This is a genomic window from Streptomyces sp. WM6372, assembly GCF_001279655.1.
Lineage (GTDB): Bacteria > Actinomycetota > Actinomycetes > Streptomycetales > Streptomycetaceae > Streptomyces.
On the sequence record NZ_LGDB01000227.1, the window covers coordinates 116,683 to 128,983 of the forward strand.

The 12,301-nt window shown below is 72.8% G+C and carries 10 protein-coding genes and 1 riboswitch; of the genes, 7 read left to right on the top strand and 3 right to left on the bottom strand.

Features of this window, described 5'->3' with window-relative positions; translation table 11 throughout:
- Positions 1 to 2: 2 nt before the first annotated feature.
- Both ADK52_RS33430 and ADK52_RS43180 read right to left on the bottom strand, forming a co-directional pair.
- Positions 3 to 1,502 carry a CoA-acylating methylmalonate-semialdehyde dehydrogenase gene (locus ADK52_RS33430; protein WP_053693606.1) on the bottom strand — a complete coding sequence of 500 codons (1,500 nt, stop codon included), beginning with the start codon at positions 1,500 to 1,502 and terminating at the stop codon, positions 3 to 5.
- A gap of 333 nt (positions 1,503 to 1,835) precedes the next feature.
- A riboswitch (cobalamin riboswitch) is annotated at positions 1,836 to 2,021 on the bottom strand.
- 76 nt (positions 2,022 to 2,097) lie between these two features.
- Positions 2,098 to 4,653, bottom strand: coding sequence for an MDR family MFS transporter (locus tag ADK52_RS43180; RefSeq protein ID WP_078988789.1), 2,556 nt, complete (start codon positions 4,651 to 4,653; stop codon positions 2,098 to 2,100).
- Between the two features lie 341 nt (positions 4,654 to 4,994).
- Here ADK52_RS43180 and ADK52_RS33440 point away from each other — a divergent pair, with 341 nt between their 5' ends.
- From ADK52_RS33440 to ADK52_RS33470, 7 genes are all read left to right on the top strand, one after another.
- A complete protein-coding gene (locus tag ADK52_RS33440) occupies positions 4,995 to 5,753 on the top strand; it encodes a DeoR/GlpR family DNA-binding transcription regulator (protein ID WP_053693607.1) in 759 nt (252 codons plus the stop codon).
- 118 nt (positions 5,754 to 5,871) lie between these two features.
- Positions 5,872 to 7,239, top strand: coding sequence for an ABC transporter substrate-binding protein (locus ADK52_RS33445; RefSeq protein ID WP_053693608.1), 1,368 nt, complete (start codon positions 5,872 to 5,874; stop codon positions 7,237 to 7,239).
- Between the two features lie 22 nt (positions 7,240 to 7,261).
- Positions 7,262 to 8,233 carry a carbohydrate ABC transporter permease gene (locus ADK52_RS33450; RefSeq protein WP_053693609.1) on the top strand — a complete coding sequence of 324 codons (972 nt, stop codon included), beginning with the start codon at positions 7,262 to 7,264 and terminating at the stop codon, positions 8,231 to 8,233.
- Positions 8,233 to 9,057, top strand: coding sequence for a carbohydrate ABC transporter permease (locus ADK52_RS33455; RefSeq protein ID WP_107090242.1), 825 nt, complete (start codon positions 8,233 to 8,235; stop codon positions 9,055 to 9,057). Before ADK52_RS33450 ends, ADK52_RS33455 begins: the two co-directional genes overlap by 1 nt.
- Positions 9,054 to 10,043 carry a zinc-dependent alcohol dehydrogenase family protein gene (locus ADK52_RS33460; RefSeq protein WP_053693611.1) on the top strand — a complete coding sequence of 330 codons (990 nt, stop codon included), beginning with the start codon at positions 9,054 to 9,056 and terminating at the stop codon, positions 10,041 to 10,043. The genes ADK52_RS33455 and ADK52_RS33460 overlap by 4 nt, the downstream gene beginning before the upstream one ends.
- Positions 10,040 to 11,143, top strand: a complete 1,104-nt coding sequence (locus tag ADK52_RS33465; RefSeq protein ID WP_199828588.1) for a carbohydrate kinase family protein — start codon at positions 10,040 to 10,042, stop codon at positions 11,141 to 11,143. Before ADK52_RS33460 ends, ADK52_RS33465 begins: the two co-directional genes overlap by 4 nt.
- 77 nt (positions 11,144 to 11,220) lie before the next feature.
- The gene (locus tag ADK52_RS33470) at positions 11,221 to 12,030 is read left to right on the top strand and encodes a class I SAM-dependent methyltransferase (RefSeq protein ID WP_420714977.1); all 810 of its coding nucleotides are present in this window, start codon (positions 11,221 to 11,223) and stop codon (positions 12,028 to 12,030) included.
- 6 nt (positions 12,031 to 12,036) lie between these two features.
- Here the strand turns inward: ADK52_RS33470 and ADK52_RS42680 are convergent, their stop codons facing one another.
- Entirely contained in the window at positions 12,037 to 12,195 is a 159-nt protein-coding gene (locus ADK52_RS42680) for a hypothetical protein (RefSeq protein ID WP_159046086.1), read from the bottom strand.
- Positions 12,196 to 12,301: the final 106 nt, after the last annotated feature.

Consider the following 12,301-nt stretch of genomic DNA (forward strand, 5'->3'; position numbering starts at 1 on the left):
CGTCATCCCATCGTCGGGATGGTGAAGCTCGCGCCCTCCTTGGCCCCGGAGGGCCAGCGCGAGGTGACGGTCTTGGTGCGGGTGTAGAAGCGGATGGCGTCCGGACCGTGCTGACCCAGGTCGCCGAAGCCGGACTTCTTCCAGCCTCCGAAGGTGTGGTAGGCGACGGGGACCGGGATGGGGACGTTGACGCCGACCATGCCGGTGTTGACGCGGCGGGTGAAGTCGCGGGCGGTGTCGCCGTCGCGGGTGAAGATGGCCACGCCGTTTCCGTACGGATGCTCGCTGGGCAGGCGCAGGGCCTCCTCGTAGTCGGCGGCCCGTACGACGCACAGCACCGGGCCGAAGATCTCCTCGCGGTAGATCCGCATCTGCGGGGTCACCCGGTCGAAGAGGGAGGCTCCGGCGAAGAAGCCGTTCTCGTGGCCGGGGAGGGTGAACCCTCGTCCGTCCACGAGGAGTTCGGCGCCCTCGGTGGCGCCGATGCCGACGTGGCGGTTGACCCGGTCGAGGGCTTCCCGGCTGACGAGGGGGCCGAAGTCGGCGTCCGGGTCGTCGGAGGTGCCGATGCGCAGGGCGGAGATGCGCTCCGTCAGCTTGGCCACCAGCGCGTCCGCGGTCTCCTCGCCCACGGGGACGGCGACGGAGATCGCCATGCAGCGCTCGCCGGCCGAGCCGTAGCCGGCGCCGATGAGGGCGTCGGCGGCCTGGTCGAGGTCGGCGTCCGGCATCACGATCATGTGGTTCTTGGCGCCGCCGAAGCACTGGGCGCGCTTGCCGTGGGCGGCGGCGGTGGCGTAGATGTGCGCGGCGATCGGGGTGGAACCCACGAAGCCGAGGGCCTGGACGCGCGGGTCCTCCAGGAGGGTGTCGACGGCCTCCTTGCCGCCGTTGACCACGTTGAGCACGCCCGGCGGCAGCCCGGCCTCCAGGAACAGCTCGGCGAGGCGCAGCGGTACGGAGGGGTCCCGCTCGGAGGGCTTGAGGATGAAGGCGTTTCCGCAGGCGAGGGCTGGTGCGGCCTTCCACAGCGGGATCATCGCGGGGAAGTTGAAGGGGGTGATCCCGGCGACGACCCCGAGCGGGCCGCGCAGCGAGTGCACGTCGATGCCGGAGCCGGCGTTGTCGGTGAACTCGCCCTTGAGGAGGTGCGGAATTCCGGCGGCGAACTCGACTACCTCCAGCCCGCGTTGGAGGTCGCCGTGGGCGTCGGCGACGGTCTTGCCGTGCTCGGCGGACAACAGCCGGGCCAGTGCCTCGCGTTCGCCTTCGACGAGCTGGAGGAAGCGCAGCATGACGCGGGCACGCCGCTGCGGGTTCCACTGGCCCCATTCCGCCTGTGCCTCCTCGGCGTTGGCGATGGCCGCCTCGGTGTCGGCGCGGCCCGCCAGGGGAACGCGGGCCTGGACGGCTCCGGTGTTGGGGTCGTACACGTCGGCGTGGAGACCTGAGGTCCCGGTGGTGTGCTTTCCGCCGATGAAGTGGGTGAGTTCACGGACCATGGGAAGCCTGCTCTCGTCAGGTGGGATCCGAGGAGGGCGCGGCGGGCCGGCGGGGCGGCACCGGTCGTGGTGCGCGCCGCCGCCGGGCGGGCCGCGGGACAGCGAAGGCAGCAGGCGCGGGGCGGGTTGCGGGGGCCGGCGCGGATGCGGGTGCGGAGGGGGATGCGCCTGCGCAAGCTCATGCCTGAGCGGCAAGCGGGTGCAGGCGCGGGTGCGGATGCCTTCGGTGAGCTACGAACGCGCGGTCATGGCCGCGTACTTCGCGAACTCCGCCGGATCACCAGGGCCGTGGTCACGTACCGGTGCCATGCGTGTCTTCTCCATCCTCGTGGACAACACGGAACACCCCACGGCCGGTATCCTGACTCCCGGATCAGCGCGCGCCGTCCGGCCTTCCCGACGGATCTCCCCGTCAGTGGCCTGACCTGCTGGACAACACGCTCCCCGGTCACAGTGGCGGGACCGCGCCGGATTCACACCGGCTTCCCTGCACCGCGGGCTCTGTCACGAACATATAGTTGGACGTCCTAGTAAGTCCACCCCCCTCCACCGGAAGTCCGGCCACCTCCACCGCGTCGGGTGAACGCGGGCCCGATCAGCCGCCTGCCGCGGAGGCAGGCCGTGCGCCGTCCCGGGGGCCCCGGGACCGGACCATCAGGCCGGCGACCAGACCCGCGAGCACCACGCTGCCGGCCGCCCACCACAAGTTGGCGGTCTGGGCGCGCAACAGCTCCTTCTCGATCATCCGAGGCATCACCGACCCGGCGCCCAGGCGGCCCACCCGGCCGGAAAGCACGGTGTCGAACACTGCCGCGCCGATCGCCGTGCCCAGTGCCTGGGCCGTGAAGAGGGCCGCCGCGGCTCTCCCGGAATGCTCCGCCGCGACCGCGCCGGTCACGGTGGCGAAGATCGGGACGAACGCCACGCCGATACCGAGGCCGACGAGGAGCATGCCGGGCAGCACCCCGGTCGCGTACGAACCCTCGAACCTCAGGCCGGTCAGCAGGAACAGCCCGACCGCCGTGAGCGCCAGGCCCGCCAGGATCGGGACGCGGGGCGCGACGCGGGGCAGCAGTCGGGCGGAGACCTGGGTGGAGCCGACCACGATCGCGGCGACCAGGGGGAGGAAGTCCTCTCCGGCCGTGGCCGGGTCGTAGCCCAGGACGACCTGGAGGTAGTAGCCCACGACCGGGTACAGGGCGAAGGTGCCGACCCCGGCCAGGAGCACGGCGAGGAGACCGCCCGCGCGGTTCGGGTCCGTGAAGACGTACGCCGGGAGGAGCGGGTTCGATGCCGCGGACTGCCGCCACAGGAAACCGGCGAGCAGGAGGACGCCCCCCACGAGCAGGACCAGGACCAGGGGGGTGGCCCAGCCGCGCGGCTGGGCCTCGCCGAGTCCGTACATCAGGGCGGTGACCCCGCCGGAGCCGAGCAGCACGCCCGGTACGTCGAAGTGGCCGGCGGTGCGGCCCGGGCGCTCGTGCACCAGGGCGAGCGTGCCGATCAGCGCGATCACGGCGATGGGAACCCCGACGTACAGCGAGCCGCGCCAGCTCAGGGCGTTGACCAGCCATCCGCCCTCGGCCGTCCCGAGTGCCGTGCCTCCGGCCGCGATCGCGGCGTAGATCCCGAAGGCCCTGCCGCGTTCCTTCGGGTCGGTGAAGCCCGTGGCCACCAGGGACAGCGCGGCCGGTGTCAGCAGCCCGCCGAAGACGCCCTGGAGGACGCGGGCCCAGACGAGCGTGCCGGACTCACCGGCCGATCCGCCGAGCGCCGAGGCGGCCGCGCAGCCGAGCAGACCGACGATCAGTGTCTGTTTGCGTCCCACGACGTCCGCGATGTGCCCGCCGAACAGCAGCACCGCACCGAAGGCGATGCCGTAGGCGCCGACCATCGTCCGCATGCCATCGGCGGACACGTCCAGGTCGGCCCGCACACCCGGAAGGGCGACGCTGAAGTTCCCCGCTTGCAGGAACACCAGCAACTGCACCAGCGCGATCACCGCCAGCCCCCACCAGCGCTTGGGGTGCGCGGGCTCCTGACCGGAAGGGGAGGCCTGGGGCGGGATCAGCGGCCAGGCGCTCGGGGGCGCGCCCGGGGGCGGCCCGAATCCCCGCGCGGGATCGAAGGGCGCGGGAGGCGTCGGGGCGTAGGCGGGCGGCAGGGGCGGCGGCTGGTCCCGCCGCTGGTCCTGCGGGACGGGCATCCGCTCGGGGGCCGGAGCCTGGGCGGGGATCACCGGGGCGTAGTCGAGCAGCTCGGCGGCATGGCGGCCGAGCTGCGCCAGTACGGCGCCCGGCAGCCACTCCGCCGCCTGATCCGTCCCCTGATCCGCCGCCGTACGCTCGGCCACTTCCCGGGGGCTCGGCCGCCGGGCCGGGTCCTTGTGCAGGCATTCCCGTACGAGGCCGACCAGCGTCTCCGGTACGCCGGTCAGGTCCGCCTCCTCCTCGGCGACCCGGAAGAGGTGGGCGTTCAGGCCGGTCTCCGTGGCGCCGAAGAGGAGGCGCCCGGTGGCGGCGTAGACGAGGACGGCGCCCAGGCAGAAGACGTCGCTGGCGGGGGTGAGTTCGAGACCGCGGACCTGCTCCGGCGACATGAAACCGGGGGAACCGATCAGCATGCCGGTGCGGGTGTGCAGGCTGTGCTCCTCGGCCAGGCTGTCCATCGCCCGGGCGATCCCGAAGTCGATGACGCGGGGGCCGTCGACGGTGACGAGGACGTTGGACGGCTTGAGGTCGCGGTGGATCAGGCCCGCCTCGTGCACGGCCTGGAGGGCGAGGGCGAGGCGGTTGGCGAGGGTGTGGACGGAGTGCCCGGGCAGCGGCCCGAAGTGCTCGGCGACGACGGCGTGCAGGTCGGGGCCGGGGATGTACTGGGTCGCCACCCAGGGGATCGCGGCCTCGGGATCGGCGTCGAGCACGGCCGCCGTACAACTGCCGCCCACCCGCCGCGCGGCGGCCACTTCGCGGGCGAAGCGCCTGCGGAACTCGGGGTGGCCGGCGTACTCGGCCTGCACCACCTTCACGGCGACGGTACGGCCGACCTCGGAGCGGCCCAGATAGACCAGACCCATCCCGCCGGCGCCCAGCCGGGCGATGAGTCGGTACGGGCCGATACGGGTCGGGTCTTCGGCGATCAGCTGGTCCACGGGGGAAGGGTAGGCCAACGATCCGGCAGTGGTGGGGAGATCGGGCCGATCGATTCCCGACTGCTCGTACGAGCGCGACCTGCGCGGACGCCGCCCTCGACGCGGGGCCGGGCCCGCATCAGATCCGGCACCCGAATGCGCCGAACGGGCGCCTCCAGCGCCCGGAATGACCAAGCGGACGTCTCCGACGTGCTGTTCCGCCCCTTCCGGAACGGGCGCATCCGGGCCATCACATGCCCTGAACGGGCCGGTGCGCGGCTCACGCCCGGCGGTATAAATCTTTGGCGGGCCCGTTCGGGCCGCCGGTGCCCGAACGGGCTGGGGAAGGGCAGGTACGTCCGATGCGATCAGAGGAACGCCACCAGCGGCTGCTCACCCTGGCCCGGCAGCAGGGGCGACTGGAGGTCGCCGGCGTCGCGGCGGACCTCGGGGTGGCGCCGGAGACGATCCGCCGGGACCTGAGCGAACTGGAGCGCCGGGGGCTGGTCCGCCGGACCCACGGGGGCGCGTACCCGGTCGAGAGCGCCGGCTTCGAGACCAACCTGGCGCAGCGCGTGACGCGCCACGTCGAGAACAAGCGCCGGATCGCCGCGCAGGGCGCCGGACTGCTCGGCGGGGCGGAAACCGTCTTCATCGACGAGGGGTACACCCCGCAGCTGCTGGCCACCCTGCTGCCCACCGACCGACCGCTCACCGTGGTCACCGCCTCGCTGTCGACGGCCGCGGCGGTGGCCGACTCTCCGCACACCACCCTGCTGCTGGGCGGCCGGGTCCGCGCCCGGACGCTGGCCAGCGTGGGCTCGTGGGCCTGTGCGATGCTCTCGGGCTTCGTCATCGACCTGGCCTACCTGGGATCGAACGGCATCTCCCGGGACTGCGGCCTCACCACCCCCGATCCGGTGGTGGCCGACGTCAAGGCGAAGGCACTGGAGGTCTCCCGCAGACGGATCTTCATCGGGCACCACGGCAAGTTCGGTGCCAGCAGCTTCTGCCGCTTCGCCGAAGTGTCCGACTTCGAGACGATCATCACCGACACCGGGCTCCCGGTCGCCGAGGCCCACCGGTACTCGCTGCTGGGCCCGCAGGTCATCCGCGTCTGATCCGCCCGTCCGCCCGGCCGCCCGACCGCCCGGCCGCACCAACGCACTCGGCACTCCGCACGCCGCACGCCACGCGTGTCTGCGGCATGCCCGAAACCACCACCGAGAGGGGACCACCATGACGACCCGAGGAACCAGCAGGGCCTCCCGGGCCTCCCGAGCGGCAGCCGTCGGACTCGGCATGGCCGTGCTCGCCGCGTGCTCCGGCGCCGGCGGAGCCGCCGGCGGCTCCGGGGGCCGCTCCATCAACGTGCTGATGGTCAACAACCCCCAGATGGTGGACCTCCAGAAGCTCACCGCCGACCACTTCACCAAGGCCACCGGGATCACGGTCCACTTCACCGCGCTGCCCGAGAACGACGTACGGGACAAGATCAGCCAGGACTTCGCCAGCCAGGCCGGCCAGTACGACGTCGCCACGATCAGCAACTACGAGACGCCCCTCTACGCGAAGAACGGCTGGCTCTCCCCCCTCACCGCCCGCGCCAAGGCCGATCCCGCCTTCGACCAGGGCGACGTCCTGCCCCCGATCCAGGAGTCTCTCACCGCCTCCGGCGAGATCTACGCGGAGCCGTTCTACGGCGAGTCCTCGTTCCTCATGTACCGCAAGGACGTCTTCGCCGAGAAGAACCTCACCATGCCGGCGAACCCCACCTGGGCCGAGGTCGCCGAGCTGGCGGCGAAGGCCGACGGGGCCAGGCCCGGAATGAAGGGGATCTGCCTGCGCGGCCTGCCGGGCTGGGGCGAGGTGATGGCCCCACTGACCACCGTCGTGAACACCATGGGCGGCACCTGGTTCGAGAAGGACTGGACGGCGCGGCTCGACAGCCCCGAGTTCACCAAGGCCGTGAAGTTCTACGTCGACCTGGTCCGCGACCACGGCGAAGCCGGCGCCCCGCAGGCCGGGTTCACCGAATGCCTCAATGAAATGGAGCAGGGCAAGGTCGCCATGTGGTACGACGCCACCTCCGCCGCCGGCCCCCTGGAGGACAAGGCCTCCCCCGTGGCGGGCAAGGTCGGCTACGCGCCCGCCCCCGTCGAGCGGACCAAGAGCTCCGGCTGGCTCTACACCTGGGCCTGGGGACTGCAGAAGGCCGGCAAACACCAGGACGACGCCTGGAAGTTCGTCTCCTGGGCATCGGGCAAGGAGTACGAGAACCTCGTCGGCGAGCAGCTCGGCTGGTCCCGCCTCCCGGCCGGCAAGCGCACCTCCACGTACGCCAACCCACACTACGTGGCCGCGGCGTCCGCCTTCGCCGACGCCACCGAGTCCGCGCTGACCACGGCCGATCCCGACAACCCGGGCGTCCAGTCGCGGCCCGCCCCCGGCATCCAGTTCGTCGGCATCCCCGAGTTCACCGACCTCGGCACCGAGGTCTCCCAGCAGATCAGCTCCGCCATCGCGGGCCGTACCAGCGTCGAGGAAGCCCTGAAGGCGGGCCAGTCCCGTGCGCAGGCCGTCGCCAAGAAGTACGCGGGCAACTGAGCGGCAGAACGGAGGCTCCCCCATGACCGCCCCTCTGACGGCAAAACCCCCTCGCACCCCCCTGCGCGGCAGCCCGTACCGGGCCGCCCGCCCCACCGGACCACGCCCCCGCGGCGCCTGGGCCCGGCGCGCGCCCCTGCTGCCGGCCCTGGTCTTCCTGATCGCGGTGACGCAGCTGCCGTTCGTCGCCACCCTGGTCATCTCGTTCATGCGCTGGAACGCCCTGGCGCCGGACGACCGGGGCTTCGGCGGTCTCGCCAACTACCGCACCGCCCTGACCGATCCCGCGCTGAGGTCCTCGCTGCTCACCACCGTCGTCCTCACCTCGGCGGTGGTGCTCACCAGCCTCCTCCTCGGCCTCGGGCTGGCCCTGCTGCTCGACCGGAGCTTCCTGGGCCGCGGCATCGTCCGCACCCTGCTGATCGCGCCGTTCCTCGTCGTCCCGGCGGCCTCCGCCCTGCTGTGGAAGCACGCGCTCTACAACGCCTCGTACGGGCTGATCAACGGCTCGCTCACCTGGATCTGGAGCCTGTTCGGCAGCGACGGCGCCCCACAGCCCGACTGGATGTCCAGCCTCCCGCTGGTCGCGGTGGAGGTGTCGCTGATCTGGCAGTGGACGCCGTTCATGATGCTGATCCTGCTCGCCGGGCTGCAGAGCCGGCCGCCCGACATCGTCGAGGCCGCGCACGTCGACGGGGCCGGCGCCTGGCAGGTCTTCCGCCACCTCACCTTCCCGCACCTGCGCCGCTACCTGGAACTGGCCGCCCTCCTCGGCAGCATCTACGTCGTCCAGAACTTCGACGCGGTCTTCACCCTCACCTCCGGCGGTCTGGGCACCGCCAACCTGCCCTACACCGTCTACGAGACCTTCTACCAGGCCCACGACTACGGCCAGGCCTCCGCCGAGGGCGTGCTCGTCGTCCTCTGCTCCCTGCTCATCGCCACCTTCGCCCTGCGTACGGTCTCGTCCCTGTTCCGCGAGGAGGCCCTGTGATCGCCCTCGTCCGCCGCAGCGCCTGGGGCCTGGCGGCCTGGCTCTGCGGGCTGCTGTTCTTCCTCCCGTTCGCGTGGATGGTCCTCACCTCGCTGCACAGCGAGCAGGACGCCGCGACCAACCCGCCCGGCGTGGGCGCCGCGCTCACCCTGGACGGCTACCGGGAGTTCTTCGGGGCGAGCACGGGGACGAGCCCGTGGCCGCCGCTGATCAACTCGGCCACGGCGAGCGTCGTGTCGACCCTGCTGGTCCTGGCGCTGGCCCTGCCGGCCGCGTACGCCCTGTCCATCAAGCCGGTCCGGAAGTGGACCGACGTGCTGTTCTTCTTCCTGTCGACCAAGATGCTCCCCGCCGTGGCCGGGCTGTTGCCGCTGTACCTCATCGCCCGGAACACCGGCATGCTGGACAACATCTGGCTCCTGGTCGTCCTCTACACCTCGATGAACCTGCCGATCGCGGTGTGGATGATGCGCTCCTTCCTCGCCGAGGTGCCCAAGGAGATCCTGGAGGCGGCCTCCATCGACGGCGCCGGGCTGCCCACCACCCTGGTCCGGATCGTGGCGCCCGTCGCCGCGCCCGGCATCGCCGCCACCGCGCTCATCTCGTTCATCTTCAGCTGGAACGAGCTCCTCTTCGCCCGCGTCCTGACCGGAGTCGTGGCCGGCACCGCACCCGTCTTCCTCACGGGGTTCGTCACCAGCCAGGGGCTCTTCCTGGCGAAGGTGTGCGCCGCCGCCGTGTGCATCTCGCTGCCGGTCCTCATCGCCGGGTTCGCCGCCCAGGACAAGCTCGTCCAGGGCCTCTCCCTTGGAGCAGTCAAGTGAAAGCAGCCGTCATCAGCGCTCCCGGCGTCGTGACGATCGAGACCGTCGACGACCCGAAGCCCGGCCCCGGGGAGGTGGTGGTCCAGGTCGCCGCGTGCGGGCTGTGCGGAACCGATCTGCACATCCTCCAGGGCGAGTTCGCGCCCGGTCTGCCGATCGTGCCGGGCCACGAGTTCGCCGGCAGCGTCGTCGCGTACGGCCCCGGGGTGACCGGGCTGGCCATCGGCGACCGGGTCGCGGTCGACCCGTCGCTGTACTGCAACGCCTGCCACTACTGCCGGATGGGCCGGAACAACCTCTGCGAGCGCTACGCGGCCATCGGGGTCACCGTCCCGGGAGCGGCGGCCGAGTTCGCCGTCGCGCCCGCCGCCAACTGCGTCAGGCTCCCCGACCACGTCCGCGTGGAGGACGCCGCCCTGATCGAGCCGCTCTCCTGCGCGGTACGGGGGTACGACGTCCTGCGCGCCCAACTCGCCAGCAGCGTCCTGATCTACGGCTCCGGCACGATGGGCCTGATGATGATGGAGCTCGCCAAGCGCACCGGCGCCGTCGCCGTCGACATGGTCGACGTCAACCCCGATCGGCTCGCGACCGCCCGCACCCTCGGCTGCACCCACGCCGTCGGCTCCCCGGACGAGATCGACCGCCCGCGCGGCTGGGACCTCGTCATCGACGCGACCGGCAGCGAACAGGCCATCCAGGACGCCATCGCCCGGGTGGCCAGGGGCGGCACCTACCTCCAGTTCGGGGTGGCCGACTACGCGGCCCGCGCCACGATCGAGCCGTACCGCATCTACAACCGGGAGATCACCATCACCGGGTCGATGGCGGTCCTGCACAGCTACGAACGGGCCGCGGAGCTCTTCGCCGCGGGCGTCCTGGACCCGGACGTGTTCATCAGCGACCGGCTGCCGCTCACCGACTACGCGGCCGCGCTCGGACGGTTCCGGGCCGGACAGGGCCGCAAGATCCTGGTCACCCCGTGACGGCAGGACCGGGAGCGGGACCCGGCCCGACCGTCCGGACCGCCCCGACCGCGCCGCCCACCCCGCCCGCCGCGCCCACCCCGCCCGCCGCGCCCGCCGCGCCCGCCACCACCCTCGTCATCGGCGAGGCGATCACCGACGTCCTGACCCGCGAGGACGGGGTCCGGCGCGCCCGCCCGGGCGGCAGCCCGGCCAACGTGGCCCTCGGCCTGGCCAGGCTGGGCCACCCGGTGCGGCTCGCCACCCGGATCGGCCGCGACGGGCCGGGCCGCGAACTCCACGCCCACCTGCGCGGCAGCGGCGTGGTGCTCACCCCGGGGTCGTTCACCGAGGGGGCGACCTCGACGGCCACCGCCCGGCTGGACGCGGCGGGCAGCGCGCACTACACGTTCGACATCACCTGGGATCCACCGCTCGCCGCGCTCACCGCACCCGCCTCCGGTCCGGCGCCGGCCCACCTCCACACCGGGTCGGTCGCGACGGCCCTCGCCCCGGGCGCGGACCGGGTGTTCGCGGCCGTCGAGGCCGCCCGGCCCGGCGCCACGGTCTCGTACGACCCGAACATCCGGCCCGCGCTGCTCACGGGGGCCGACCGCGAGCGGCCCCGCGCCGAGCGGTTCGTCGCGCTGAGCGACGTGGTGAAGGCCAGCGAGGAGGACCTCGGCCGGCTCTACCCCGGGCGAACCTCCGACGAGGCGGCCCGGCACTGGGCGGACGGAAGCGGTCCGGCGCTCGTCGTCGTGACCTCGGGCGGCGCGGGCGCACGGGTCTTCTGGCCGGGCGGCCAGTGCCGTGTGCCGGCGACCGCCGTCAAGGTCGCCGACACCGTGGGCGCGGGCGACGCCTTCATGGCGGGCCTGATCAGCGGGCTGCTCCACGCCGGTCTCCTGGCCTGCGCGGACCTGGCCGGAGCCGCCGATGCCGCGCGCGCCCGTACGGCCCTGCGCGAGGCGACGGCCCGCACGGACCTGGACGGCCGCGTGGCCTCGGCGCTCGTACTGGCCTCCCGCGCCGCGGCCCTGACCTGCACCCGCGAGGGCGCCGACCCGCCGACGCGCACCGAGCTCGCCCGCTGGGCGGCCGGAGGCCCGGGGGGTTGAGCGGCGGTCCGGGGAGCAGCCGGCTCGCGTCCCCGCGCGCCGGGCGCTGCCGGGGCTGGGCGGCGATAATGGGACGCATGAGCACAGGTGCCGGGCACGGGCGCTACGGCGAGGCGGTGTTCCGGCCCGAGCAGGCCGGCGAGGACGATCGCATCGACCTCGGGGCGCTCACGTACGACGACATGACGATGGACCGCCTGCGGGCCCTGGGCGTCGGGCCGGGCTGGAACTGCCTGGACGTGGGAGCCGGTACCGGCACCGTCGCCCGGCGGCTGATCGAGGAGGCCGGGGTGGCGAGCGTGCTCGCGGTCGACCGCGACGTCCGCTTCCTCGCTGCCCGTCCGCGGGCGGGGCTCGACGTCCTGGAGGCGGACGTCAGCGCGCCCGACTTCGACCCCGGCCGCCGTTTCCAGCTCGTCCACGCCCGGTTCGTACTCATGCACCTGCCCTCGTGGCGGCGCGTGATCGCCCGGCTCGGCAGCTTGCTGGCGGAGGGCGGGGTGCTGGTCCTCAGCGACGCCATCGACCTGACCAGCCGTAGCGCGCCGCAGACCCCGTATACCCGGGTCATGCAGGCCATGTGGCAGGGGCTGCGGGACACGATCGGCACCGACGTCTCGTGGGTCGCGCAGTACCCGCAGCACGTGCGGGACGCGGGACTCGTGTCGGTCGCCGCAGAGATACGGGTGCCTCCCCTGATCCCGGGCAGTCCCATCAGCCGCTTCTGGGTGGGGACGTGGGACCGGGCCAGGGAGTCGATCGTGGCCACCGGGCTGGTGGACGACACGACCATCGAGGAGGCGGTCCGGTACCTCGACTCACCGGACTGCGCCGCGCTCTCACCGGGAATGATCACGGCCTGGGGCCGGCGCCCGCTGCCCACCTGACGGAGCTCAGGAGCGCCCCGTCTCCGCGCCGAGCCGGCCGGGGGCGCCCCGGCGCCGCCTGTCGCTGCGGCACCAGATGCGGTAGGCGCTGAAGCAGGAGGCCAGGGCGACCGAGGCAGCACACCAGAGGCCGACGATGACGAGGATCGTGGCGAGCAAGGACATGTGGATCACTCCTGTCCGGATGGGTGCGCTCTCCGGGCCGTCCGAAGTCCGGTCCTGGGCCCGCCTCTCGTCATGAAAATACGTGGGAAGGCGGGCAACTGGTTCA

Coding starts and splice junctions, on each gene's coding strand:
- ADK52_RS33430 (WP_053693606.1), bottom strand. CDS start 1,502: ATGGTCCGTGAACTCACCCACTTCATCGGCGGAAAGCACACCACCGGG.
- ADK52_RS33440 (WP_053693607.1), top strand. CDS start 4,995: ATGCGATCAGAGGAACGCCACCAGCGGCTGCTCACCCTGGCCCGGCAG.
- ADK52_RS33445 (WP_053693608.1), top strand. CDS start 5,872: ATGACGACCCGAGGAACCAGCAGGGCCTCCCGGGCCTCCCGAGCGGCA.
- ADK52_RS33450 (WP_053693609.1), top strand. CDS start 7,262: ATGACCGCCCCTCTGACGGCAAAACCCCCTCGCACCCCCCTGCGCGGC.
- ADK52_RS33470 (WP_420714977.1), top strand. CDS start 11,221: ATGAGCACAGGTGCCGGGCACGGGCGCTACGGCGAGGCGGTGTTCCGG.
- ADK52_RS42680 (WP_159046086.1), bottom strand. CDS start 12,195: ATGTCCTTGCTCGCCACGATCCTCGTCATCGTCGGCCTCTGGTGTGCT.